Raw genomic sequence first — 26,156 nt, 5'->3', positions numbered from 1 at the left:
CGGCATTTTGCTGCTGTTTCAGCTCGCTGCCTGCCGGACGCGGTGGACTGCCGGGCGTTTTTATGCTACACTGAAGCCAAAAGACGCGAAGGGAGCATTCGGATGGAAGACATACGGCTGCGCGGGATACGGGGTGAAGAGATCACGCCCGCCCTCTTTTCCCACTTTGAGCGCTATCAGGAGGTACGCCGCTGCTGGCGCAAGGAAGGCGGACGCTGGACGCTTCGGGATATCGCCTTTACGGAGCGGTGGAACCGCGCGGACTACGAAGAGCTTGTGCGGTGCCTTACATGCACGGTCGAAACAGGCGGTGCGGTGTTCGGGGCGTTTTCGGGAGAGCGGCTCATCGGCTTTGCCTCCGTGGAAGGGCGTCTCCTCGACCCGCAAGCGCAGTACGCGCAGCTTTCCTGCCTGCACGTCTCAAGCGAAAGCCGCGGCGAGGGACTGGGACGGCGGCTGTTTTCCCGCGCGGTGCGGGAAGCTGTTCGGCTGGGCGCGCAAAAGCTCTACATTTCCGCCCATTCAAGTGAGGAGTCGCAGGCCTTCTACCGGGCGATGGGCTGCGTCGAGGCGGTTCACTACGACAAAGAGCTGCACGAAAAGGAGCCGTGCGACTGCCAGCTGGAATGCGCGCTGCATCCCTGGGTGCGGCGCGCCGGAAGGGCGGATGCGGATACGGTGGCGGATCTGGCGCTGCGCCTCTGGCCCGCACACGAGCGGCAGGCGCTTTGCGAAGAGATGGCGGAATGCATGGCACAGGGCGCGGTCTTCCTGGCGTTTGAGGAGGAATCCCCCATTGGGTTTGCCCAGTGCAGCCTGCGCAGCGATTACGTCGAAGGAACCGATACGAGTCCGGTCGGCTATCTAGAGGGGATTTTCGTGACGGAAGACCTCCGTGGACGCGGTATCGCCCGAGGACTGTTGGAAGCTTGCGAGCGCTGGGCGAGGGATCGGGGCTGCGTTGAATTTGCGAGCGACTGCGAGCTTGGCAATGAGGAGAGCCGCTCTTTTCACCTGCGCGCGGGCTTTGCGGAGGCAAATCGCATCGTCTGCTTTGTGAAAAAGCTCTGAGGAGGGGCCTATGCGCGGAACCATCGTTCCCCTGGGGAAGGACAACGAAGGAGAGGCGGCGCGCGCCTATGCGCTTTCCTGGCAGACGGCGCATGCGGGCGTCGTGAGCGAGGCCTTTCTTCTGGCGCATACGCAGGAGCGCATGCTGCGCGCGCTTCGGGAGGAGGCGGCGAAGCCCGGACGGGAGACATACGTCTTGATGAAGTCGGGGCGCGCGGAGGGCATCCTTATGGTGGATCGGGAACGGGCGGAGATCGTCAAGCTCTACGTCGAGCCCGCGAGCCAGGGGCGCGGCGCCGGCAGCGCATTGCTGCGCTACGGCCTGTCTCGCTTTCCGGAGAAGACGGCCGTGCGGCTGTGTGTGCTGAACGTCAACGCAAAGGCGCGCGCGTTCTACGAACGATTCGGGTTTCGGCCGAATGGCGAGGAAAACGTGCTGAACGCGGCGCGCAATCTGAGCGAATTGACGTATGAATTGGGAAGATAAAAACGGTCGCGTCGGTCCACTTCCGAATGAAACGGGGGCGGATCGGCAAACCGGAAGCTGAAATGAGGCTGTATATGAGCGTGGAATTTATAAACCTGACGGCGGATAACCTCGCAAGCGAACATTTATGCTGCATTATCCGCAGCAAAAAGCCCCATCCCGGGGTCGAGGCAAAGCGGAAGTGGCTATCAGCTCGGCTCGCCGAGGGGCATGTATTCAGGAAGCTGAACGAAAAGGCTACGGTTTTTATCGAATACGCTCCGTTGGAAACGGCCTGGGTTCCTATCGCCGGAGATAATTATTACTATATTTACTGTCTGTGGGTATCCGGTACGCATAAAGGCAAGGGCTATGGAAAGGCGTTGATGGAATACTGTCTGGCGGAAGCCAGGGCGAATGGAAAATCCGGCGTATGTGTGCTCGGCGCTGACAAACAAAAGCATTGGCTGACAGACCAGTCGTTTGTCAAAAAGTATGGCTTTGAGGTCGTGGACACCACCGATTACGGATATGAGCTGCTGGCGCTCTCCTTAGACGGAACAAAGCCGCAGTTTACGCCGGAAGCGAAAAGCGGACGAATATCGGATAAAGAGCTGACGGTTTTCTATGACGTGCAGTGCCCCTATGCCTGGCAAAACATCGAGACGATCCGCGGGTATTGCGAGGTAAACGGCGTCCCCGTATCCTTCCATCAGGTAGACACATTGGAAAAGGCCAAGGAACTGCCCTGTGTGTTCAATAACTTTGCCGTGTTTTACCAGGGGAAATTTGAAACGGTGAATTTGTTGCTGGACGTCGCGAGTTTGAAGAGGATCCTTAAAAAGTGAAAAGGCTTACAGGCGCTTTGTTCTGACATCATTCAGAAAGGAGCGCTTTTTTCACTTTGCATTGCGGCGGCTCGGATTTGTATATCGGCCCTTCGCCGGGGCACAATAGCGGCGGAGGTGTTTAGATGAACAAATGGGACGAGGCCCGCGAGCGCGCGGGCAAGGCGGCGCAGGCGGTGGCCGCGTTCTTTGAAAAAAACGGTTTTTATTGTATGCTGGCGCTTTGCGTGGCCGTCATCGCCGGAACGGCCGTGTACACACGTACGTCGACGCCCGAGGTGACGCCGCCCCCCGGATATGAGGAGCAGAATCTTTCCGAAGCGGGAGCGCGGGACGAAAACGTGCAGACGCTGGACGACGTGACGAAGCCCAGCGCTTCGCCGTCCCAGACGGTGGCGCCGATGCCGACGGTCATTCCGCTCGCGACGAGCGCGCCCGCCGCATCGCTGCTCGCGGACACGAAGCTGAGCTGGCCGATGAAGGGCGAGGTGTCCCGCGAGCACGTCGACAAGAGCATCGTCTATCTGCCGACGCTGGAAACGTGGGGGACACATGCGGGGCTGGATATCGCGGGCAAGGCGGGAGACGCGGTGAAGGCGCCGCTGAGCGGCACCGTGCAAAAGCTTTACGTCGATCCGCTCTGGGGAAACGTCATGGAAATCTCGCACCCCGGCGGGCTGACGACGCGCTACATGGGGCTGGAGACGTTGACGCTGCTGAAGGAGGGCGATCCGGTCAAGCAGGGCCAGATGCTTTCGCCCTTGGGCGCCGCGCCGATCTGCGAGCAGGCGGACGGCGCGCACCTGCACTTTGAAACGCTGCAGGACGGAGCGGCGGTCGACCCGCGCACGCTGCTGGCGGATTCGTGAAGCATTTGCGCGGACGGAAATTGCATGACGCGGCGTTTTCACGTATAATAGGAACCGGACGCCGGCGCGCGGTGCACGAACTGCACAGCCCAACGGCGGCGTCTGAATAACGGTCTGCCCCGGGCGGGGCCGGAGAACCCGGTGCCCGTGAAGCCCGTCGCGCGGACCGAAAGCTCGGAGGAACTGAATATGTGTGGAATCGTCGGAACGGTCGGCAAGGCCGACGCGACGCCCATCCTGCTCGAAGGCCTGTCGCGGCTCGAATACCGCGGCTACGATTCGGCGGGCGTCGCGGTGGTGCAAGATGGAAAGCTCTGCGTCGAAAAGGCAAAAGGGCGCCTGGACAACCTTCGAGGGCGCCTGAAGGAAAGGCCGCTTGGCGGGACGCTCGGCATCGGGCACACGCGCTGGGCAACCCATGGCGAGCCTTCGGACGTTAACTCGCATCCGCATACCGATGTCAAGGGCGAGATCGCCGTCGTACACAACGGCATCATCGAAAACTACGCCCAGCTCAAGCGCTTTCTGGAGCGGGAGGGCTGCGCGTTCGTCTCCTCGACGGACACGGAGGTCATCGCGCACCTGATCAATTACTACGACAAGGGCGACATTCGGCGCGCCATCGAACAGGCGCTGCACCGCATCGAGGGCTCCTATGCGCTGGGCATCATCTGCCAGCGGGAGCCGGACACCCTGTACTGTGTGCGCAAGGACAGCCCGCTGGTCGTGGGCCTTGGAGAAGAGCAGCAGTTCATCGCCTCGGACATCCCGGCGATCCTTTCTCATACCCGCGACGTCTACTTCCTGAACGACCGCGAGATCGCCGTGCTCAAGGCGGACGGCGTCGCCGTGTACGACGCCTATGGGCGCAGACGGACGGATCTGCAGCCCTTTCACGTCGATTGGGACGTGGCGTCGGCGGAAAAGGGCGGTTATCCGCACTTCATGCTCAAGGAAATCATGGAGGAGCCGCGTGCGCTCTCCGAGACGCTTCGCTCGCACGTGGATCTCACAAGCCTTACCATCCAGCAGGAAGGCATGCCGGACGCGGAGGAGGCCCGCGCGCTTAAGCGCGTGTTCATCGTAGCCTGCGGCACGGCCTATCATGCGGGCGTCGTGGGCAAGTATGCGCTCGAGCAGCTCACGGGCCTGTCGGTCACGGCGGACATCGCCAGCGAATACCGTTATCGTCCGCAGAAGCTGGGCAAGGGCGACCTCTTCCTCGTCATCAGCCAGTCCGGCGAGACAGCGGATACCCTGGCCGCGCTGCGCGAGGCCAAGCGCCAGGGCGCGAAGGTGGCGGCAATCACGAACGTCGTGGGCTCCTCGGTCGCCCGCGAGGCGGATCGCGTGCTGTACACCTGGGCGGGGCCGGAAATTGCCGTGGCCTCCACGAAGGCATACATCACGCAGCTTTTGCTTTTGACGCTGCTGGGGGTGGACCTTGCGCTCAAGCGCGGCGAGATGGACGAGAAAGCGGCGCGGGAGCTCCTGCGGGAAATGCAGGCGCTGCCGGAAAAAGCGCAGAAGACGGTGGAGACGCATGAGCGCATGCAGCGCTTCGCGGCGCGACACTTCGATCTGCGGCACGTGTTCTACATCGGACGCGGCATGGACTGGGCGCTGGCGATGGAGGCCTCGCTCAAGCTCAAGGAGATCAGCTACATCTTCTCCGAGGCCTATGCGGCGGGCGAGCTCAAGCATGGAACCATCGCCCTGATTGAACCGGGAACGTTGGTCGTCGCCCTGTGCACGCAAAGCGCCCTGCTCGAAAAGATGCGCTCCAACATCAAGGAGGTGCGCGCGCGGGGGGCGAGCGTGCTGTGCGTACAGCGCGAAAGCGACGGCAAGGCGGAGGCGGACATCGCCGACAAGACCTGGTTCATCCCGGACGCGCCGGATCTGCTGATGCCGATGCTCGCGGTCATACCGATGCAGCTGCTCGCGTATTATATGGCGGTCAGCAAGGGCTGCGACGTCGACAAGCCGCGCAACCTGGCCAAATCCGTGACGGTCGAATAATCCATAAAAAATCCATAAAAGCGCGGGCGGCGCTTCCGATAGGGGAAGCTTGCCGCCCGCGCCCTTTTGCGCGATGGAAAACCATGCCCAAAAGAAGCTGGGCATTCACATTTTTTTGCGCTTCAGACAATCCGCCATCCGTATGAGGATTTCCTGCTCGTCCGGCGCAAGGCCCTCCATGACGAGCACCGCGCCGACCTCGCGGCAGAGGATGTAATCCGTCGTCACGTGAAAAATGTCCGCCAGTTCCATGAGATAGAGAACCGACGGACAGGAAATCCCCATTTCCCAGGCGTTGACTGCGCTGCGCGAGATGCCGAGGCGCTTGGCGAGCTGGGACTGGGTCAAACCGCTCTGCCGGCGCAGCGCCGCAATGCGCTCTGCGATCATGCTGTTCACCTCTCTGCGCTCAGCATACCCAATTACGAATGATATAGCATTATCAAAAATGATATTAAAAATTGACAATCTCCCCAAAACCGTGATAGAATGCGGAAAGAAGACGCAGAAAAAAGGGTTTTCTGCCCAGTTTACAGAAAAAGAACGCATCGGTATGGAGGAGGGGCGTGCGGAATATGCGGATGAGAGTGCTGGCTTCCCTGGCGCTGCTGATGGCGCTGCCCCTTTTCGCGCGGGCGCAGAATGCGCAGGAAGTGCTCAGGCAGATCGAAGAGGCGGACAAAAATACGGTCATCGAGCTGAGCGAGGATCTGGAAATGACCGAGGTGCTGCGAAACGCGCACGGGGCGGAAATCACATTGCAGGGCGTGTCGGACGAGCCTGTGCGCCTATACGGGCTCTCGATCGATCAGGGGACGTTCTACATCGATAACGCGGCGATGCTGCCCTCGCCGGAGGGCGAGGAGGGCAAGACCGCGCTGGCGATTCGCGGGGAAGCGGACGTGACGATCCGGCACAACGCTTTCGTTCAGGGCGATGTTTCGATGGAGAGCGAGGAGACGGCCTTTCTCAGGTGCTACGGCGGCGTGATGGGAACCGTGAATGCCTCAGGCGGCCCGGGCGCGCAGGTCAACGTCGTAAACCCCGGCAGGATCGGCCGGCTTTCCCTGCGCGGCCGGGATGCGTGGATGCGCTTTGCCAATACCGGGCTGGTCGAGGAGGGGGTATACCTTTCCGCCTCCGGCAGCGAGGGCGGCGTGACGCTGAGCAATGCGCAGGAAGCGGTGATTGCGGGCGACGTGATCTGCCGGGCGAACCACTATCGAGGGGATTACGCAGCCGTGACGATTGAAAATGAGGGCCGCATCGACGGCTGTGTGGAGGCTGCCGGAACTGCCGTGCTGGTCGATTACGGCATTGTTCAGGGCGGTATCAGGACGCGGCGGGGCGAGCGGGCGGAAGGTTTTATCTACGTCTACCTTCCGCGGGTGTCCCCGGACGATGCGCGGTCGCGGGCACGGGCCTGCCATAATGCCTATAAGCACTATCAAGCAGATCCAAGGGACGTCTGCTTTCGCTTTGAATAATCCGGGAATCCGATTTACAGAAGAAAACGCCTGTCTTGCTGAGCGGGCGTTTTTTGTATACGAAGCGGCAAAAAACCGGCGATACATGCCGATGGAGGCAGGCACATTTCATAAAAAATGAAAAATCTCTTTACTTTTGACCTGATTCTGCTTATGATAGAGCGTAAATTTGGAAAACATTTGATAAAACCCAGAAAAAGGAGCGTGTTGTGAGGATGAGGAGGCTATGGTACGCGGTCGTGGTGCTCATGTGCCTGCTGACTCCCCTTGACTGTTTGGCGGGCTTTGCGCTGCGCGGGTACGACCGCGAGGACGGGTATCAGTACGTGGAGCTGGGCAGCTTCAGCCAGGACGCGGACGGAACGGAGCGTCCCATTCTATGGCGCGTGCTCAGCGCGGAGCGGGGAGAAGCGTATCTTCTGAGCGAGTACATTCTGTTCAACAACCGGGTGCACCCGGATGACGACGCCTACGCTGCCTCGGGCGGCGCGTGGAATCAGACGGAGCTGTTCGGGCTGCTCAACGGCCCTTTTGTGGGGGACCCGCTGCCTGATGCGGAGCGGGAGGCGCTGCTGCAAAAACAGCGTCTGGGGCGTGTGCACATCGCGGAAACGTGCTTTAAGGACGAGGCCTTCACGCCGCTGGAGCGGTCGATGCTGGAGGAAGACGAGGCTCTCGGCATGATCTTCCTGCCCGCGTCGGACGATTTGAACAACCCGGCATACGGCTTCGGGACGGAGAGGGCGCGCCGGGCCTGCGGAACGCCTTATGCGCTGGCGAACGGGCTCTTTCTTTACGGCAACGGCTCCAGCCCTTACTGGACGCGCACGCAGTCTACGTCCTTTCGGTACGGCACACGCTGCACGAAGGTGGGCGGCAAGATCGGCTACATCCGCTGCGTGGTCATGAACGAAGGCTGCCGCCCGGCAGTGCGCCTGAAGCTTTCGGGCCTTGAACCCATCAGCGGGGATGGAAGCTATGAGTTTCCCTACGCATTTGACAGGTGATGGGAATGACGAAGAGAATACGCGCCTCTTTCCTGTACCTCTTCCTCCTGCTGGGCGTGGCTCTGGCGGAGGGGGCGCTGGCCGAGACGCCCGCGGAGGACATCACGGCGCAATGTGAATTCGCGGGAAGCAGCAAAAACGGCGCGGGGCGCCTGTATGACCGCGATTATACGACATTCTGGAAGAGCGGTGAGGAACGGGGCGCTTCCCTTGAGATCACCTTGCCCGAAGGGCGGGAGGCAGCGTACCTGTACATCTGTTTTGCCGACCTACCGAAATCCTGGGCGGTAGAGGCGCAGGCAGAAGGCGCGGACGGCGCCTGGCGCACGCTGTACGAAGGCGGGCAGGCGTACCACCACGTCGTCGTCGAGCTCGACGGGAAAGGACGCCTTCGCCTGATCGACACGAGCGGCAAGAAGGCCGCCCTGAAGCTTAACGAGATTTTCGTCTTTACGGCGGGCCGGCTCCCGGACTGGGTGCAGCGGTGGCAGCCGGCACCGGAGAAGGCCGACCTGCTGGTGCTTGCCGCGCATCCCGACGACGAAATCCTCTTCTTCGGCGGCGCGATTCCGACCTATGCGGCCGAGCGGGGGAAAGACGTGGTGGTCGCGTACATGACGTACTCCAACACCACGCGCCGGAGCGAATTGCTCAACGCGCTGTGGCAGATGGGCGTTCGGCAGTACCCGGTCATCGGGACGTTTTACGATACGTATACGCGCGAGCTGGAGGACGCTTACGCGCGCTGGCGCAAGACGGATACGCGCGCTTTCGTGATGGAGCTCATCAGGCGCTATAAACCCGACGTCGTGCTCACCCACGACGTGAACGGCGAATACGGGCACGGCGCGCACAAACTCTGCGCGGACGCGGCGCGCTACTGTGTAGAGCGGGCGGGCGACGCTGCGGTCTTGCCCGAACTGGCGGAGCGCTTCGGCGTATGGGAGGTCAAGAAGCTTTACCTGCACCTCTATGGGGAAAACACCGTCGAGATGGACTGGCGAAAGCCGTTGGCGGCGTTTGGCGGCAGGACGGGGCTGGAGGTCGCCCAGGAGGCATACCGGATGCACGTCACCCAGCAGCGGACGGAGTTCGAGGTGACGGACGAGGGAAGGACGAGCTGCGCGCGCTTCGGGCTTGCGTATTCGCGCGTAGGGCCGGACGAGGAGAAGGACGATTTCTTCGAGCATATCGAGGATTGCGAAAGCGGCATAGGAGGCGAGGCAGGGTGAAACAGACGGAATGCAGGCGGCGCATTGCCGCGCTGGCGCTCGCGTTTTCGTTGATCGCGCCGTGCGCGGCGCTTTGCGAGCGGGCGGTTCCCGCGTCAAGCGCCATGGAGGCGACGCCGGCGGAGGCGTCTTCGCTTTATGCAAAGCCCGCGGCAAAGGTGGAATGGCCCGTTTTCGCGCCGGAGCTGGATGCACAGGGGCATCCACTCCGGGGTGAAACTGTGTTTGAGGACGACGAGGCGGGCGTCTGGTTCTACGCTTCTCCTTCGCTCGTCGTGCGCATCGACCGCATTTTTGATCCGGAGGCGGTGATTACCTGGTACGAGGCGCAGGTCTTCTGCGACACGCGGCAGGAGCGTTTCGGCTCCGTGCTCTACGATCCGGAAAAGCCGCAGAAAAAGCACGTGCAGGCGGCGCTGATCGCCCGGGAGAATCAGGTCGTCTTCGCCATGAATACGGACTACTACACCTATCGGATGGGCCGCAAGGCGATCGTCGGCATGGTGATTCGCGGAGGCAGCGTGTTTTTTGACCGCGTGCCGCCCGCTAACCGCAGCAAGTTTCCCAATCTGGATACCCTGGCGATGTACGAGGACGGCAGCTGGGGCGTTTACCATTCGGACGAACTCACGGCTGCGGAATACCTCGCGCGCGGCGCGGTGGACGTGTTTTCCTTCGGCCCCTACCTCGTTCGGGATGGGGAGATCAATCCGGCGCTCGCGGAGAGGGAGGCCAACCTCACGAGCCAGCAGCCGCGCTGCGCGGTCGGCATGGTGGAGCCGGGACACTATTTTGCAATTCTGGGCGAGGGGCGTATTCGTAACGTCAGCGTCGGCGTCACCGTCATGTTCCTGGCAGAGCACATGAAGGCGGCGGGCTGCAAGCAGGCGCTCAACCTGGACGGCGGACAGACCGCGGTCATGGTCTTCATGGGCAGGCAAATCACGCGCATCGGCAAGTACGACGGGGGAAAGACGAACGCGCGGACGACGACGGAAATCATGGGAATCGGCCGTTCGGACCGCATCGTGCCGGACGAAAGGTAACAGAGGGACCGCGGCAGGGGCAATGGGAGCCTGCCGCGGTTCTTTTTTCGCTGCGGCGAAACGAAAGCCGGAAAAGCGCTCGCCTGCGGACGCATTTGTGTCATGCATCCGGCGGGGCGGCGATACAATGGCATATACGGGAAGTGGAGGCGGGAGAGATGCGGGATTTTCTCGATTTGTTCGGGCTGCGCCCCGCGGGCGAAGCGGAAGCGCTGTGGGAAGCCGCACGGCGCGCGGCGGAGGACGAGCGGGAGGCCGAGGACGCGATGGATTGGACGCTCGACCGGGAGGCGCTGGAAATGCTCGCATTGCAGGCAGAGGCCGCGCGGCGGCGCCACGCCTATTACACGCGGCTTTGGCGGGAGATGGACGCGACGCGCGAAGCGCCCGAAGCGGAGGTTGCGCAAAGGAGTATGGAGGAGATCAAATGAACGTTTCAATCGTATGGACGCTGACCTTTGGGCTGGGGATGGCGGCGCTGTTCGCCGCGGGACGGATGCTGGTCGGCGCACGCGGCTGGAGGCGGCTCGTGTACGGCCTGGCGGGGGTCGCGGCGCTGTTTATCGGGCGGGCAGCGGGGTTGGCCGTCGGGCTCAATCTGCTCACGGTGGCTGTGAGCGCCGTGCTGGGCGTGCCGGGGGCGCTGCTGCTCGCCGCGTTCAGCTTCCTGTAGTCTTTTTGTGCGTTTTTCCGCTTGTGCCCTTTTGGAAGCCTATGGTATACTAACGAGTGGGACGAAAATTGGCAAGCGGGACAAATAATGCCCGCGCGACTTCGCAAAGAGGTGCGCAGTTACAGATGGATGTAGAGATGATGGATACGGTCGCGCGGCTCGCGCCGGACCTGTGGCAGCAGATGGGCGTGCGGGCGCTGGTGCTGGAGCGGATTGGCGCGCTGCAGCCGATCGGCAGGCGTGCGCTTGCCTCGCGCCTGAACCTGCCGGAACGCGAGGTGCGGGCCCAGGCGGCGGCGCTGAGGGAGGCGGGTTTCGTCGAGTTGGACGCAGCCGGCATGACGCTGACGCCTTCGGCACAGGGCGTGTTGCCCGCAGCGCGCGAGATCAGCCACGGAATCCGTGCGCTGTCGATGCTGGAGGCATCGCTTTCCAGGCGGCTCGGCGTGTCGCGCGTGGTGGTCGTGCCGGGCGACGCGGACGAGGACGAATACGTTACCACGGAGGTGGGCATCGCGGCCGGGCAGAGGCTGCGCGGGCTGCTGCGGGACGGGGCCGTTCTCGCGGTCACGGGCGGCACGACCATCGCCCAGGTCGCGCGGAACCTGCCGGTCTGCGCGCCGCTGGACGTGCTCGTCGTGCCCGCGCGCGGCGGAAATGGACGAGCCGTGGAGACACAGGCGGGCACCCTGGCCGCGCTGATCGCTCAGCATCTGGGCGGCCACAACCGGCTGCTGCACATCCCGGACCGCGTGGACGGACGGGCGCTGCAGGCCGTGATGGAACTGCCGGAGGTGCGGGAGGTGCTGGAAATCATCGAGAGGGCCGACGTGCTGCTCCACGGCGTCGGGCGTGCGGACGACCTGGCGCACCATCGCCGCCTCAGCGAGGCGGAGGCGGCGGAGATGTTCAGGCGCGGCGGGGTCGCCGAGGCGTACGGCTACTTCTTCAACGCCCAGGGCGAGGTGGTCTACGCGGCGGCGAACATCGGCGTGAGTCTGGAGTCGCTGTCGCATATCCGCGCGATGATCGCCGTGGCGGCGGGCTCCAGCAAGGCGGAGGCGATTATCGCCGTCATGCGCGGACACCCGCACGAACTGCTGGTGACGGACGAGGGCGCGGCCAAACGCATGCTTGCCCTGCTGGCGGATTGACAGTGGCCAGGCTGACCCATTCTAATTGATATTTTTTTAACTGGTTCGCCGCCGGAAAGGGCTCGACAAGACCCCCCGGCGCGTGATAAAATGGAAGAAGAATGGACACAGATGCCTTAGCGTCTGCAACCATAATGTACCATCGTGCTGCGGCATGAAAAATGGAGGAGTGTAATCATGGCCAAGAAGACGATCGAAGACATCCAGGTTTCCGGCAAGAAAGTGCTCGTCCGCTGTGACTTCAACGTCCCGCTGGACGCCAACAAAAACATCACCGATGAAAACCGCATCAAGGGCGCGCTGCCGACGATTCAGTACCTGATCGACCACGGCGCGAAGGTCATCCTCTGCTCTCACCTGGGCCGTCCGAAGGGTGAGTTCAACATGAAGTACTCCCTCGCGCCTGTCGCGGCGCGCCTTACGCAGCTGCTGGGCAAGGAAGTCAAGCTGGCGAAGGACGTCGTCGGCGAGGATGCCCAAAAGCTCGCTTCCGAGCTCAAGGACGGCGACGTGATGATGCTCGAAAACGTTCGCTTCCACAAGGAAGAGGAGAAGAACGATCCGGAGTTTGCAAAGCAGCTCGCGTCCCTGGCCGAGGTATACGTGAACGACGCTTTCGGCACCGCGCACCGCGCGCATGCCTCCACCGAGGGCGTGGCGCATCTGCTGCACCCGGCGGTCGCGGGCTTCCTGATCGGCAAGGAGCTGGCCATCATGGGCAAGGCGCTGGAGAATCCGGACCGTCCGTTCGTCGCGATCCTGGGCGGCGCGAAGGTTTCCGACAAGATCGGCGTCATCAACAACCTGCTGGACAAGGTCGATACCCTGATCATCGGCGGCGGCATGAGCTACACCTTCCAAAAAGCGCTGGGCGGCAAGATCGGCAAGTCCCTGCTGGAGGAGGACAAGGTGGAGCTGGCCAAGGAGCTGATGGAAAAGGCGAAGCAGAAGGGCGTGAAGCTGCTGCTGCCGGTCGACAACGAAGCGGGCAACGACTTCTCCAACGACACGATGCGCATCACCGTGCACTCCAAGGAGATTCCGGACGGCTTTGAGGGCATGGACATCGGCCCGAAGACCCAGGTGATCTTCGCCAACGAGATCGCCAACGCGAAGACCGTCGTCTGGAACGGCCCGATGGGTGTGTTCGAGTTTGAAAACTTCGCCACCGGCACCCGCGCGATCGCCAAGGCCATGGCCGAGTGCGACGGCGTGACGATCATCGGCGGCGGCGACAGCGCGGCGGCTGTGGAGCAGATGGGCTTCGCCAAGAAGGTGACCCATGTTTCCACCGGCGGCGGCGCGAGCCTCGAATACCTGGAGGGCAAGACGCTTCCGGGCGTCGCGGCGCTGGACGACAAGTAAAATACCCCTTCAATCCCCGGACGGCATGAACAGGCCGTTCGGGGGTTTGACATGCACGCAGGCAGGACAAGATAACGTAAAGGAGAAATAAATATGCGCAAGCCGATTATTGCTGGAAACTGGAAGATGAACAAGACGCCCTCTGAGGCGAAGCAGCTCGTGCAGGAGCTCGTTCCGCTGGTCGCGGACGCCAACTGCGACGTGGTCGTCTGCACCCCGGCCGTCAACTTTGCGGCGGTGTACGAGGTCATCAAGGGCACCAACGTCAAGCTCGGCGCGGAGAACATGCACTGGAAGGAGTCCGGCGCGTACACGGGCGAGCTTTCCGCCGCGATGCTCAAGGAGTCCGGATGCGAATACGTCATTATCGGCCATTCAGAGCGCCGCCAGTACTTCGGCGAGACGGACGAGACGGTGAACCTGCGCACGCGCGCCGCGGTGGCGGCGGGGCTGATCCCGATCGTCTGCGTGGGCGAAAAGAAGGAACAGCGCGAGGCGGGCTACACGGACACGCTGGTAACCTATCAGACGCTGACGGCGCTGACGGGCCTGACGGCTGCCGAGGTGGAAAACGTCGTCATCGCTTACGAGCCGGTATGGGCCATCGGCACGGGCCTGACCGCGACGGACGAACAGGCGAACGAAACCATCGGCGTTATCCGCGCGGCGATCCGCAGCGTCTACGGCGACGCGGCGGACAAGGTGCGCATCCAGTACGGCGGCAGCATGAACCCGAAGAACGCGCACGGCCTGATGCAGAAGCCCGAAATCGACGGCGGCCTGATCGGCGGCGCGTCGCTGAAGGCGGAGGACTTTTCCAAGGTCGTTCACTTTGAATAAGGACGGACTTCTGAGGGAATGAAGTCCCTGAAGCGCGAGATTGAGGGCGCGGCCCTCAGCTCCGCACTGTTACAGGAGGAATATCATGGCAAAACCCATTTCCGCGATTATCATCATGGACGGCTTCGGCATCAATCCCGATCCGACCTACAACGCCATCACCAAGGCGGGCACGCCTGTGCTGGACGAGCTGAGCGCAAAGTATCCGCACACGCAGATCGGCGCCAGCGGCATGAACGTCGGCCTGCCGGACGGTCAGATGGGCAACAGCGAGGTCGGCCACCTCAACATGGGCGCGGGCCGCATCGTTTATCAGGAATTGACGCGCATCACCAAGGACATTCAGGACGGCGAGCTGTTCAAGAAGCCGGAGCTCGTGAAGGCCATGGAAAACGCGAAGGAGCCGGGCCATGCGCTGCACCTGATGGGGCTCGTGTCCGACGGCGGCGTCCACAGTCACAACACGCATCTGTACGCGCTGCTGGAGATGGCGAAGCGCTTTGACGTGAAGAACGTGTTCGTTCATTGCTTCCTCGACGGCCGCGACGTGCCGCCGTCCTCCGGCATCGACTACGTGAAAGAACTGGAACAGAAGTGCCGCGAGATCGGCGCGGGCAGGATTGCGACGGTCATGGGACGCTTTTACGCGATGGACCGCGACAACATCTGGGAGCGCGTGCAGCGCGCGTACGACGCGATGGTCTGCGGCGAGGGACTTCAGGCCGCGAGCGGTCACGAGGCGGTGGAGATTTCCTACGCCAAGGGCGAAACGGACGAATTCGTGCAGCCCACGGTCGTCGTGGAGGGCGGAAAGCCCGTCGGCAAGATCGATGCGGGCGATTCCGTCGTCTGCTTCAACTTCCGCCCGGATCGCGCGCGCCAGATCACCCGTGCGTTCATCCTGCCCGACTTCGCGGGCTTTGAGCGCAAGGGCGGCTACAAGCCGGTGTACTACGTCTCCATGACGCAGTACGACGAGACGTTCACGAACATCGCGGTCGTCAACAAGCCCGTGCACCTGACGAACACGCTGGGCGAGTACCTGTCAAGGCTCGGCCTCACGCAGCTTCGCATCGCCGAGACGCAGAAATACGCGCACGTGACGTTCTTCTTCAACGGCGGCGTCGAGGAGGCGAATCCGGGCGAGGATCGCGTGCTGATCGACAGCCCGAAGATCGCGACGTTCGACATGAAGCCGGAGATGAGCGCGGTCGAGGTGACCGACAAGGCGGTGGAGCTCATCAAGGCGGGCAAGTACGACGTGATGATCCTCAACTTCGCCAACTGCGACATGGTGGGCCATACCGGCGTCATGGAGGCGGCGGAGGCGGCGGTTCGTACCGTGGATACCTGCGTGGGCCGCATCGTCGAGGCGATTCAGTCCGTCGGCGGTCGCGCGATCATCACGGCCGACCACGGCAACGCGGATCAGATGGTCGACCCGGTGACCGGCGAGCCCTTCACCGCGCATACGACCAATCCGGTGCCCGTCATCGTGGTGGACGACGCGCTTGTCGGCGCGAAGCTGCGCGAGGGCGGACGCCTGGCGGATCTGGCGCCGACGCTGCTGGACATGATGCACGTCGACAAGCCCGCCGAAATGACCGGCGTGAGCCTGATCGATCGCTAAGCCCGATCGTCCGAAGGAACGCTGACAGACGAGCAAGGCCGCCTTGAATAGAGGCGGTCTTCCTTGTTTTTGAAGGAGGAGAAGCCATGACACCTGCACAGAAGGCAAATTGTCTCAACGTGCTGGGGGCGTTTCTCGGCATGCGGGACGTACCGAAACTGACGCCGGAGGCTTTGCAGCAGAAATACGGGATGCGCCGGGCGGATGTGATGGTCCTGTTTGGCGGGAGCATTCTTTGCGGCGGCGACGTCCTCGCCGAGGCCATGAAGCGCGGCGTCGCCAGGAAATACGTCATCGTGGGCGGGGAGGGACATACCACGCAGACGCTGCGGGATCGGATGCACGGGGCTTTTCCGGACGTTAAGACGCAGGGCCTGCCCGAGGCGCAGGTGTTTTCCGCGTACCTCCGCGAGCGGTACGGACTTGCGCCCGACCTGCTGGAATGCGATTCGACGAACTGCGGCAACAACGTGACGTACCTTCTGCGGCTGCTGCGGGAAAACGGTCTTCATCCGCGCTCCATCATCCTCTCGCAGGACGCGACGATGCAGCGGCGCATGGACGCGGGCATGCGAAGGCACGCGGATGCGGACATGACGATCGTAAACTTTGCTACCTATGCGGTCAGCGTCGTCGCGCAAGGCGCCTCGCTTGCCTACGAGCGCGCGCCCTGGGGCATGTGGAGCGTCGAGCGATACGCCAGCCTGCTCCTGGGCGAAATTCCGAGACTTACGGACGATGCGAATGGCTACGGCCCGAAGGGGAAAGACTTTATCGCCCACGTGGACATTCCGCAGGACGTCAGCACGTCGTTTGAGGCGCTTCGCCGGGAGGGCGTGGGCGAGGTGCGAGACGCCAACCCACTGTACGCCTCGAAGGACGCGTGAACGAAACGTTTACAGCGGCACGCGCTTATGGTATAATCACACGGACAAAAGGGGGGGCGGCGGATGGACTTCTCGGTGATCGGCTGTGGGCGCTGGGGCACCTTTATCGCCTGGTATCTGCATTCGCTGGGGTATCAGGGCGCGCTTTACGGGCGTGCGGGCTCTTTGCACCTGCAAAGGCTTGTGCAGACCCGGACGAACGGCATGGTGACGTTCGACGAAGGCGTCGAGTTCACGAGCGACCTGTCCGGGGCGCTTGCGGCGGAGCTGATCTGCATCTCGGTCGCCTCGCAGGCCCTGCGCAGCGTGATGGCGCAGGTGCGGGCGCTGGGGCCCGTGGGAAAGACGTTTGTGCTTTGCATGAAGGGCATTGAGGTGGAAAGCGGCCTGCGCCTTTCCCAGATTGCAAAGGAGGCCGTCGGCGCGCACAACGACGTCGCGGTGTGGCTGGGGCCGGGGCACGTGCAGGAGTTCGCGCGCGGCATCCCCAACTGCATGGTCATCGACGCGGAAAAAGAAGAGGTGAAATCGCGTCTCGTCGCGGCGCTTTCCGGCGGCCTGATTCGTTTCTACTACGGAACGGATTTGATCGGGAGCGAGATCGGCGCGGCGGCGAAGAACGTCATCGGCATTGCGGCGGGCATGCTCGACGGCTTTGGGCTGTCCTCGCTCAAGGGGGCGCTGATGGCCCGCGGCACGCGCGAGATCGCGCGGCTGATCCGGTCGCTGGGCGGCAGCGAGCTTTCGGCCTACGGGCTTTGTCATCTGGGCGATTACGAGGCCACGGTCTTTTCGCCCTACAGCCATAACCGGCGCTTCGGCGAGGCGTTTGTGAAGGGCGAAGCGTACGACGAGCTGGCGGAAGGCTACTACACGGCGGCGGCGCTTATGAGGCTTTCGCAGCGCAAGGAGGTAGAGCTGCCGATCTGCCGCGCGGTCTATCAGGTACTGTACGAGCAGGCGGAGCCGAGGGAGACGTTGGACGGCCTGTTCTTGCGGAGCATAAAGAGAGAATTTTAGGGACAAAAGACAGGGAGGCATGACGTATGAAGTGGGCTTTGATCGGCTACGGCGGCATGGGCGGCTGGCACGTGGGCAAGGTGCAGACGATGCCGGAATTTGAGGTCGCGGGCATTTGGGACATCGACCCTGCGCGCTGTGAGGCGGCGCGAAAGGCGGGGATTCACGCCTACGGTTCGCAGGAAGAATTGCTCGCGGACGCGTCGGTGGAGCTCGTGACGGTCGCGATCCCCAACGACCAGCATCTGCCGGTGGTGTGCGCCTGCCTGCGGGCGGGAAAGAATGTCATCTGCGAAAAGCCCGTCGCGCTGTCCAGCGACGAGGTGCAGCAGATGATCGACGTGTCGCGCGCGACGGGCAAGCTGTTCACCGTGCACCAGAACCGCCGCTGGGACGAGGACTACCTGACCATCCGGCGCATCCTTCAGGAAAACACGCTGGGCAAGGTCTTTCGCATCGAGTCGCGCGTGCACGGCTCGCGCGGCGTGCCGGGCGACTGGCGCAACACCAAGCGCCAGGGCGGCGGCATGATCCTGGACTGGGGCGTGCACCTGCTCGACCAGATCCTCCAGCTCGTGGACGAGCCGATCGTCTCCGTGCACTGCGAGGTGCAGCACGTGACCAACGACGAGGTGGACGACGGCTTCATCTGCCAGCTCACGTTCGGCAGCGGCCTGGTCGCGCACGTGGAGGTCGGTACCAGCCACTTCATCAGCCTGCCGCGCTGGTACGTTCTGGGCGAGAACGGCTCCTGCCAGATCGACGACTTTGCCCTGAACGGCCGCGTCGTAAAGGTCTCTGACTGGGAAAAGCGCGACGCCGTGCCGGTCGTAACCGCCGCAGGCCTCACGAAGACCATGGCCCCGCGCACGGAGGATACGATCAAGACCTACCCGCTGCCGAAGGTAGAATCCGACGTGCGCGACTTTTACCGAAACGTCGCCGCAGCGGTGCAGGGCAAGGAAGAGCAGAAGATCACGCACGCGCAGGTGCTGCGCTGCATGAAGCTGATGGAGGCGCTGTTCCGCTCTGCGGAGGGCGACTGCGTCGTGCACACGCGCATCTGAACTGAATCTCCTACCGTCTTTTAAGAGGCGTTTTTTGCGGGCACGGGATGTTTTTCCCGGTGCGCTGGAAAAAACGGCCTCTTTTTGTGCCTGCCGCCGTTCCTGGGGGAATGGGCTGCGCTCTGTACGGATCGCTCGAATGAGCGCTGGCCCGCGCCGAAAATCGTCATAGACAAAGCGCGCGTTTTATGCTATATAGGGAGGTGCAAAGGAGCGGATCAACACATGCATAGGCGCGCAGCCATCGAGAGCGGAAACGGCATCACGGATGGCGTCATCTGGCAGCAACTGCTCATCTTCTTCTTCCCCATCATGCTGGGCACGTTTTTTCAGCAGCTTTATAACACCGCAGACGCGATCATCGTGGGCAAGTTCGTGGGCAAGGAGGCGCTGGCCGCCGTCGGCGGCGCGACGGGCACGATCACGAACCTCGTCGTGGGCTTCTTCGTGGGGCTTTCCTCCGGCGCGACGGTCATCATCGCGCAGTTCTTCGGCGCGCGGGAGCGGGACGGCGTAAGCCGCGCGGTGCACACGGCCATGGCCCTTTCGCTGGCCTTCGGCGTACTGCTGACGGTCGCGGGCATCGCGCTTGCGCCCGCGGCGCTTGAGGCGATGGGCACGCCCGAGGATATCCTGCCGTATGCGGTTACCTACATCCGCGTGTATTTCGCGGGCGTCACGGCGGTGCTCATCTACAACATCGGCTCGGGCATCCTGCGCGCGGTGGGCGATTCCAAGCGCCCGCTGTACTTCCTGATCGTATGCTGCGGCGTGAACATCGTGCTGGACATCCTCCTCGTCGTAGGATTGGGCATGGGCGTGTTCGGCGCGGCGCTGGCGACGATGATCAGCCAGGTCGTGAGCGCGGTGCTGGTGATCGTGACGCTGATGCGAACCGGCATGAGCTATCACTTCAGCTGGAAAAAGCTCGGTTTCGATCCGAAAATCCTGGGCAGCATCCTGCAAATTGGTTTGCCCGCGGGCGTGCAGTCGATGATGTATTCGATCTCCAACATCATCATCCAGGTCTGCGTGAACGGGTTCGGCACCGACACCGTGGCCGCGTTCACGGCCTGCGGAAAGATCGACGGCATCGTGTGGATGATCTACGGCGCGTTTGGCGTCTCCATCACCACGTTCGTCGGACAGAACTTTGGCGCGCGCCGGATGGATCGCATCCGCAGGAGCGTGCGCACCTGTATGGCGATGGCCGTCGGCTCCACGGCGCTGCTGGGCGCGCTGCTGCTCCTGTTCGGGCGGCCGGTCTATCGGATGTTCACCAGCGACGAATACGTGGTGGAGCTTGGCATGCAGATTTTGAGCGTCGTCGCGCCGACGTACTGGACCTACGCGGGCATCGAAATTCTGGCGGGCGCGGTGCGTGGCACGGGCGACAGCGTGCGGCCGATGATCATGACCTGCGTTGGCGTATGCGTGATGCGCATCGTGTGGATCTGGGCGGTCGTCCCGCTGCGGCCCGACATGTTTACGGTCATGCTCTCCTACCCCATCAGCTGGGTGCTGACCTCGCTGCTGTTCATCGTCTATTACAAGCGGGGCGCGTGGCTGAAGCGCCGCCTGAAGGCGGCCGGCGCGGAAGCGGACTGAGCGCAGACAAACCGATCAGAAGAAAGTTTGCAAATCCGGGATTGACAAGCACAAAAGGGCGCAGTATAATGCCAACATATACGCGAGGACGGGAAGAAGTACCCGGGCGGCTGGCCTCAAGAGAGCTTTCGGCTGGTGAAAGAAAGCGGCGGCGTCTGGCGAATACATCCCCGAGCGCGGGCCTGAAAGCGTGCGAGTAGGGCTTCGGCGGTGCGCCGCTTACAGCGCAGGCCCGTGTTGGCGGGCGATGAGGGCGCCTTTCGAGAGAGGGCGCTAAACGGAAGTGGTACAGCGGTTACACGCCTTCCGGTACGCAGCAGCGTGCCGGAAGGCGTTTTTTGTTTTACGGCACAGCAGAAGAAGGGAAGTTTTTACATGCCATCGATCGAGAACGTGCAGTTTGCGGAGCGCTTTAACGGCATTACCGGCAGCGCGATCCGCGAAATCCTCAAGTACATGACGCGGCCCAACATGATTTCATTCGGCGGCGGCAACCCGGCCGCTTCCGCGCTGGAGGAAACCGTCATCGCGGACATCTCGCGCGACGTGCTGCTCAAAGACGGCAAGCGCATCCTGCAATACGGCGCGACGGACGGCTACGCGCCCTACAAGGACGCGGTCGCCCAATGGGTGCAGGGGCTGGGCATCCAGTGCGGCCCGGAGGACGTGCTGCCCGTGACCGGCTCCACCCAAGGCATCGACCTGCTGGCCAAGGCGCTGATCAACCCCGGCGACGTGGTGCTGGTGGAAAGCCCGACGTTCCTGGGGACGCTGCAGGCGCTCAAGCTCTATCAGGCGAAGCTCGTGCCCGTGCAGACGGACGAGGGCGGCATCGTGCTGGAAGACCTGGAACGCCTCATCAAGGCGCACCACCCGAAGATGCTCTACGTCATCCCGTCCTTTCAAAACCCCACGGGCCGCACCCTCGCGGCGGAGAGAAGGCAGCCCATCGCCGAGATGGCGGAGAAGTACGGCATGGTCGTCATGGAGGACGATCCCTACCGCGACCTGCGCTACGCGGGCGAGGCGCTGCCCTCGATCAAGAGCTACGACAAGGCGGGCTGGGTCGTGCACATGGCCTCCTTTTCCAAGCTGATCTCGCCGGGCCTGCGCATCGGCGCGGCGATCGTGAAGGAGCCCATCCGCCAGAAGATGATCTTCGGCAAGCAGGCGAACGACGTGCACTCCTCCAACCTGACGCAGGCCATCGTGGCGGAGTACCTGAACCGCGGGCTCATGGCGGAGCACGTGCGGAGCATCTGCCGAAGCTACGCCGTGCAGATGAACCGGATGCTCTCCCACCTGAAGGACTTCCCGGACACGAGGTTTACGCATCCAGAGGGCGGGCTGTTCATCTGGGCGGAGCTGCCGGAGGGCATCGACACCCTGGCGATGATGCCCAAGGCCATCGAGCGGGGCGTCGCCTACGTGCCGGGCACGCACTTCTACTGCGAAGAGGGCACGCACCGGAACACCGTCCGCCTGAATTTTTCCAACAGCACGATTGAAAAGATCGATCAGGGCATGGACATCCTGCGCCAGGTAGTCGAAGGGGAACTGAAATAAAACCAATGGAGGTTTGAAACATGCACATTCTGGACGTACTCAAGGAACGCGGCTTCGTCGCCCAGGTGACCTTTGAAGAGGATTTGTACAAACAGCTGGAGCAGCCCACGACGTTCTACGTCGGGTTCGACCCCACGGCGGACAGCCTGCACATCGGCCACTACATCCCGATTATGGCCATGGCGCACATGCAGCGGGCGGGGCATCGCCCCATCGCCCTGATGGGCGGCGGCACCGGCATGATCGGCGACCCGAGCGGCAAGAGCGACCTGCGCAAGGTGCTCACGGTCGACGACATCGACCATAACGTGGAGAGCATCAAGAAGCAGATGAGCCGCTTCCTCGACTTTTCCGAGGGCAAGGCGATGATCGCCAACAACGCGGACTGGCTGCGCAATCTGAACTACATTGACTTCATGCGCGAGATCGGCGTTTACTTCTCCGTCAACCGCATGCTGACGGCGGAGTGCTACAAGAAACGCCTGGAAAAGGGCCTGACCTTTTTGGAATTCACCTACATGCTGATGCAGAGCTACGACTTCCTGGAGCTCTACCGCCGGTACGGCTGCCGGCTGCAGCTCGGCGGCGACGACCAGTGGAGCAACATGCTGGGCGGCGCGGACCTCATCCGGCGCAAGGAACGTCAGGACGCCTACGCGCTGACCTTCCAGCTGCTGCTCACGCACGACGGGCGCAAGATGGGCAAGACCGAAGCGGGCGCCCTGTGGCTGGACGCGGAGCGCACCAGCCCCTACGACTTCTACCAATACTGGCGCAACGTGGACGATCAGGACGTGCAAAAGTGCCTGGCCCTGCTGACCTTCCTGCCCATGGACGAGGTGCGCCGCCTGGGCGCGCTGAGGGACAGCGGCATCAACGAGGCGAAGAAGGTGCTGGCCTTTGAGGTGACGAAGCTGGTGCATGGCGAGGAAGAGGCCCGGAAGGCGCAGGAAGCGGCGGCCTCCCTGTTTGGCGGCGGCGCGCTTTCGGGCAGCGTGCCCACGACCGAGATCACGGCCGCGCAGCTCGAGGAAGACGGACGCGTCACGACCATCGCGTTCCTGTGCGGGCTTTGCGCTTCCAAGGGCGAGGCGCGCAAGCTGGTGCAGGGCGGCGGCCTCACCATCGGCGAGGAAAAGGTGACCGACGTGAACGCGGTGCTCACGGCGGAACAGATCGGCGGCGAGGGCGTCCTGCTGCGCAAGGGCAAGAAGAGCTACCATCGCGTAGTGCTGAAGGCATAGGATGGAGGCGCTTTCCTACAAGACGCTGCGCGGGCGCGGCGAAAGGGAATTCATCATCAACAAGAGCCGCTTCATCGGGCAGGGCGCGCCCTGTCGGACGGAGGCGGAGGCGCTCGCATTCCTCGCGGAGGTCCGCGAAGGGCACAAGGACGCGAACCACAACTGTTACGCCTATATCATCGGGCGCAACATGGGCATCATGCGCTATTCGGACGACGGCGAACCCGGCGGCACGGCGGGCATGCCCATCATCGAGGTGATGAAGGCGCGCGGCGTGGTGGACTGCGCCGTGGTCGTCACGCGCTACTTTGGGGGCATCCTGCTGGGCGCGGGCGGGCTCACGCGGGCCTATGCGCAGGGCAGCAAGGAAGCGCTCGACGCCGGCGGCGTGGTGACGATGGAGATGTCCCGCCGGCACCTGGCCGAGGTGGACTACGCCACCTGGCAGCGGCTGGAGTACTTCCTGAAAAGCGCGCCCTGCCGCATCGAGGGGACGGAATTCACCGACCGGGTGACGACGAATCTACTGGTGCGAAAGCGGGACGAGGCGCAGCTTCTGGCGGACATCACGCGCGTGTGCGACGGGCGGGTGGAGACGCTGGAGGATGGGGAGTGCTACTTCCCCTGGGACGAAGACGGGAAAACGGAATAAAGCGCACAAACGGAACCTTGTAAAGGCAGGGTTCCGTTTTTACGGGATAATTTTGATGCATAAAAATTTCAAAAATTATGGGAATTGTTGACAATGCAGTGAAGGAAAGTGTATAATCAAGTCATCAAATCTCTTGATGAGGAGGAATGGGATATGTTCAAAAAGATCCTGGCGGTAACCTTGGCGCTCTGTTTATTCGGGGGGGGGGTACTCGCCGCAACGAAGGTGACTTCTTGGCGTGAACTGTGCGATACAGTAAATGCAAGCGAAGCGAACGCGAAGCTTGATTTTGAGCTGTACAGAGGGAAAGACGAGCCAGACGACGCATGGGATGCAGAGGACTCTTATATCCAGGTGGACGATCGCACGATCGTTATTACGAACAAAGACGGCGTCGTGCTCAAAGGTGAATTTAGCTTTTTTTCAGATGGTACGTCAGGCGCCGTCGACCTCAATGACGTGATCGTCAAGTCCGAAGGAACCTATATAAACATTGACGGTGCTGAATGGCCTAATAACGGCCTGTATGCATACGGAATCGCCTTGACGCTTAACGGCGGCAGGTACGAAAGCGAAACAGGCACTGCCGTTACGGTTACGAATAGTGATATCGTTATAGACGGTTCGGTGCTCAAGGGCGGGACGTTCACGTACCCCGACGGTGAGACATATCGATGGGAAGACGTTAGCATAACTAGGTGGGATGTGGACGAATCCGGAAATTACACACCGTCTAAGCTAACGCAAAGCGAATTTGAGGAATACGTTCAGCGTGTTCTGGCCAAGATTAAGCCGATGGAAGGCATCAAGGCGTATATTGATGTAGACGGTTTTCTCGTCGATGAAGCTGGCGAGAGGCTGCGTGACGAAGAGGGTTTCGAGATGAGGCCGGTGTGCATTGTAGAGGTCCCCGGAAACAGCGACCCCTTCGACGGCAAGTACCTGGAGTACTTCTCGGACGAGCACGCGCGGTACCTGCGCGAGGCGCGCCGCCAGCACTTCCGCGGCCTCGCGGGCAGCCCGGAATGGCTGAGGCAGGTGTACCTCTCCTACCTGCCGCTCGACTGCCGCCTGTACGCCGGCGGCAAGCAGATCATGTTCAAGGAAAAGCTGGTCGACGACCCGAATGGCTACGTACAGCTCGTGCTGACCTCCTACGCCTATGAGCAGTACGGCCAGGTGTCGATGAAGATTGGTCAGGATGCGCTGGAGGTCTTCCGCCGCAGCGGCGTAACCAGCATCGTCGTGAAAAACGGAGACACGACGGATACCTACGCGGTGGCCGACATTCTCAAGGTGCTGAGCGCGACGGGCCTGGCCGACGCGCAGGCGATCCTCCTCAACGGCATGGACGGCGACGTGCAGGCGATCGACGCCGCGGGCGCGACCGTTCCCGTAGAAATGTAAATCCCGTTTTCCTCCCTCTAAAGCCCTGGCCATCGGCTTTGCCGATGGCCAGACCGCGCGGGTTTATCCCCGCGCGGCCTTTTTTCGTTCCTTATCGTTTCCTGATAAACGCGCGCTAAGATAGGGGCATAAACGGACAGGAGATGATAGCTTTGGAATCAAGACGCGCTTTCGGGGGACTTACGGGCTTTCAGCTTAAGTGCATCGCGGTCGTGCTGATGGTGCTCGATCACATTCAATACTTCTTTGAGTTTACGGGCGCGGTTCCGCTCGCGTTCAGTTGGCTGGGACGCCTCTCGGGAGGACTTTTTCTCTTTTTGCTGGTGGAGGGCTTTACCCATACGCGCAGCCGCAAAAAATACTTTCTGCGCCTTTACCTCATCGGCGGCGCGATGGGGCTCGTGCAATATGGAATGATCGTGACGGGCTTTGCGCGCCCGGACGGCTTTATCCCCATGAACGGCGTGTTCATGACCTTTGCGCTCCTCATCGTCATGATGCAGGGCGTCGCCTGGCTCGAGGAGAAGCGCTGGCTGCGGGGCGCGATCACGCTGGGTCTCACCCTCGGCTGGCCGTACCTGATGCGCGCGCTGGCCCAGATGGCGCCGGGGGCTGCGAAGTGGCTGCTGCTGCTCAACTACACGCTGCTGCCCATGCATCCGGGCGTGGAGGGCGGCACGGGTTTCGTGCTTTCGGGGCTCGTGCTTTACATCTTTCGCAAACGGCGCGGGCTTCAGGCGGCGGCCTTTGCGCTCTTCCATCTCTTCTGGTACACGGTGCGGCTTTACTTCCTCGTGCCCGGTCTGCCGTTGACGGCCGCGTTCTGGTTTGGCGAGGCGTACGAGTGGATGGGCGCGGGCGCGGCCCTGATCATGCTTCTCTACAACGGAAAGCGCGGGCGCGGCATCAAGAATTTCTTCTATATTTTCTATCCCGCGCACGTTTACATCTTGTATGCGCTCTCCTTCGCGGTGTATCATGTGCTCATGGGGTGA

25 protein-coding genes are annotated in these 26,156 nt (G+C 62.2%); 24 read left to right on the top strand and 1 reads right to left on the bottom strand.

Going from position 1 to position 26,156, the window contains the following annotated elements:
• The first annotated feature begins 102 nt into the window (after nt 1-102).
• The 5 genes from aac(6') (at nt 103) to glmS (ending at nt 5,276) form a co-directional block, all read left to right on the top strand.
• Nucleotides 103-1,071 carry an aminoglycoside 6'-N-acetyltransferase gene (gene aac(6'), locus C1725_RS19440; protein ID WP_346026685.1) on the top strand — a complete coding sequence of 323 codons (969 nt, stop codon included), beginning with the start codon at nt 103-105 and terminating at the stop codon, nt 1,069-1,071.
• Between the two features lie 10 nt (nt 1,072-1,081).
• Complete coding sequence (locus C1725_RS13930) at nt 1,082-1,558, top strand: GNAT family N-acetyltransferase (RefSeq protein ID WP_102412179.1); 477 nt, start codon at nt 1,082-1,084, stop codon at nt 1,556-1,558.
• Between the two features lie 74 nt (nt 1,559-1,632).
• Entirely contained in the window at nt 1,633-2,385 is a 753-nt protein-coding gene (locus tag C1725_RS13925; RefSeq protein WP_102413347.1) for a GNAT family N-acetyltransferase, read from the top strand.
• Nucleotides 2,386-2,510: 125 nt separating this feature from the next.
• On the top strand, nt 2,511-3,254 hold the full coding sequence (locus C1725_RS13920) for a peptidoglycan DD-metalloendopeptidase family protein (RefSeq protein ID WP_102412178.1): 744 nt from the start codon (nt 2,511-2,513) through the stop codon (nt 3,252-3,254).
• A 189-nt stretch (nt 3,255-3,443) separates the two neighbouring features.
• Nucleotides 3,444-5,276: a glutamine--fructose-6-phosphate transaminase (isomerizing) gene (gene glmS / locus C1725_RS13915; protein WP_102412177.1), complete on the top strand. Its 1,833-nt coding sequence runs from the start codon at nt 3,444-3,446 to the stop codon at nt 5,274-5,276.
• Nucleotides 5,277-5,381: 105 nt separating this feature from the next.
• On the opposite strand, the gene C1725_RS13910 is transcribed toward glmS, so the two are convergent.
• Entirely contained in the window at nt 5,382-5,666 is a 285-nt protein-coding gene (locus C1725_RS13910; protein WP_102412176.1) for a helix-turn-helix domain-containing protein, read from the bottom strand.
• Between the two features lie 185 nt (nt 5,667-5,851).
• On the opposite strand from C1725_RS13910, the gene C1725_RS13905 reads away from it, so the two are divergent.
• The 19 genes from C1725_RS13905 (at nt 5,852) to C1725_RS13815 (ending at nt 26,156) form a co-directional block, all read left to right on the top strand.
• On the top strand, nt 5,852-6,763 hold the full coding sequence (locus C1725_RS13905) for a hypothetical protein (protein ID WP_102412175.1): 912 nt from the start codon (nt 5,852-5,854) through the stop codon (nt 6,761-6,763).
• Nucleotides 6,764-6,978: 215 nt separating this feature from the next.
• Nucleotides 6,979-7,770, top strand: a complete 792-nt coding sequence (locus C1725_RS13900) for a hypothetical protein (protein WP_146009255.1) — start codon at nt 6,979-6,981, stop codon at nt 7,768-7,770.
• Between the two features lie 5 nt (nt 7,771-7,775).
• Entirely contained in the window at nt 7,776-9,002 is a 1,227-nt protein-coding gene (locus C1725_RS13895; protein WP_346026684.1) for a PIG-L deacetylase family protein, read from the top strand.
• Entirely contained in the window at nt 8,999-10,048 is a 1,050-nt protein-coding gene (locus C1725_RS13890; RefSeq protein ID WP_346026683.1) for a phosphodiester glycosidase family protein, read from the top strand. Before C1725_RS13895 ends, C1725_RS13890 begins: the two co-directional genes overlap by 4 nt.
• A 158-nt stretch (nt 10,049-10,206) precedes the next feature.
• The gene (locus C1725_RS13885; protein WP_102412171.1) at nt 10,207-10,479 is read left to right on the top strand and encodes a hypothetical protein; all 273 of its coding nucleotides are present in this window, start codon (nt 10,207-10,209) and stop codon (nt 10,477-10,479) included.
• On the top strand, nt 10,476-10,721 hold the full coding sequence (locus C1725_RS13880; protein WP_102412170.1) for a pro-sigmaK processing inhibitor BofA family protein: 246 nt from the start codon (nt 10,476-10,478) through the stop codon (nt 10,719-10,721). Before C1725_RS13885 ends, C1725_RS13880 begins: the two co-directional genes overlap by 4 nt.
• Nucleotides 10,722-10,846: 125 nt before the next feature.
• Complete coding sequence (locus C1725_RS13875; protein WP_102412169.1) at nt 10,847-11,875, top strand: sugar-binding domain-containing protein; 1,029 nt, start codon at nt 10,847-10,849, stop codon at nt 11,873-11,875.
• Between the two features lie 177 nt (nt 11,876-12,052).
• Complete coding sequence (locus C1725_RS13870; protein WP_102412168.1) at nt 12,053-13,240, top strand: phosphoglycerate kinase; 1,188 nt, start codon at nt 12,053-12,055, stop codon at nt 13,238-13,240.
• A 93-nt stretch (nt 13,241-13,333) separates the two neighbouring features.
• Nucleotides 13,334-14,080, top strand: coding sequence for a triose-phosphate isomerase (gene tpiA, locus C1725_RS13865; protein WP_102412167.1), 747 nt, complete (start codon nt 13,334-13,336; stop codon nt 14,078-14,080).
• An 85-nt stretch (nt 14,081-14,165) separates the two neighbouring features.
• On the top strand, nt 14,166-15,710 hold the full coding sequence (gene gpmI, locus C1725_RS13860) for a 2,3-bisphosphoglycerate-independent phosphoglycerate mutase (RefSeq protein WP_102412166.1): 1,545 nt from the start codon (nt 14,166-14,168) through the stop codon (nt 15,708-15,710).
• An 86-nt stretch (nt 15,711-15,796) separates the two neighbouring features.
• Nucleotides 15,797-16,597, top strand: a complete 801-nt coding sequence (locus C1725_RS13855; RefSeq protein ID WP_102412165.1) for a YdcF family protein — start codon at nt 15,797-15,799, stop codon at nt 16,595-16,597.
• Nucleotides 16,598-16,660: 63 nt separating this feature from the next.
• Nucleotides 16,661-17,617, top strand: a complete 957-nt coding sequence (locus tag C1725_RS13850; RefSeq protein ID WP_102412164.1) for an NAD(P)H-dependent glycerol-3-phosphate dehydrogenase — start codon at nt 16,661-16,663, stop codon at nt 17,615-17,617.
• A 26-nt stretch (nt 17,618-17,643) separates the two neighbouring features.
• Complete coding sequence (locus tag C1725_RS13845; RefSeq protein ID WP_102412163.1) at nt 17,644-18,684, top strand: Gfo/Idh/MocA family oxidoreductase; 1,041 nt, start codon at nt 17,644-17,646, stop codon at nt 18,682-18,684.
• A 225-nt stretch (nt 18,685-18,909) separates the two neighbouring features.
• Entirely contained in the window at nt 18,910-20,292 is a 1,383-nt protein-coding gene (locus C1725_RS13840; protein ID WP_102412162.1) for an MATE family efflux transporter, read from the top strand.
• Between the two features lie 375 nt (nt 20,293-20,667).
• A complete protein-coding gene (locus C1725_RS13835; protein WP_102412161.1) occupies nt 20,668-21,858 on the top strand; it encodes an aminotransferase class I/II-fold pyridoxal phosphate-dependent enzyme in 1,191 nt (396 codons plus the stop codon).
• Between the two features lie 20 nt (nt 21,859-21,878).
• Nucleotides 21,879-23,102: a tyrosine--tRNA ligase gene (tyrS, locus tag C1725_RS13830; RefSeq protein ID WP_102412160.1), complete on the top strand. Its 1,224-nt coding sequence runs from the start codon at nt 21,879-21,881 to the stop codon at nt 23,100-23,102.
• 1 nt (nt 23,103) lies between these two features.
• The gene (locus tag C1725_RS13825) at nt 23,104-23,754 is read left to right on the top strand and encodes a YigZ family protein (protein ID WP_102412159.1); all 651 of its coding nucleotides are present in this window, start codon (nt 23,104-23,106) and stop codon (nt 23,752-23,754) included.
• 354 nt (nt 23,755-24,108) lie between these two features.
• Nucleotides 24,109-25,161, top strand: a complete 1,053-nt coding sequence (locus C1725_RS13820; RefSeq protein ID WP_346026682.1) for a hypothetical protein — start codon at nt 24,109-24,111, stop codon at nt 25,159-25,161.
• Between the two features lie 152 nt (nt 25,162-25,313).
• Nucleotides 25,314-26,156: a TraX family protein gene (locus C1725_RS13815; protein ID WP_346026681.1), complete on the top strand. Its 843-nt coding sequence runs from the start codon at nt 25,314-25,316 to the stop codon at nt 26,154-26,156.

The organism is Beduinella massiliensis, from assembly GCF_900199405.1.
GTDB lineage: Bacteria > Bacillota > Clostridia > Christensenellales > Aristaeellaceae > Beduinella > Beduinella massiliensis.
The sequence above is the reverse complement of the archived record's forward strand: the minus strand, read 5'-3'. Positions and strand labels throughout refer to the sequence as shown.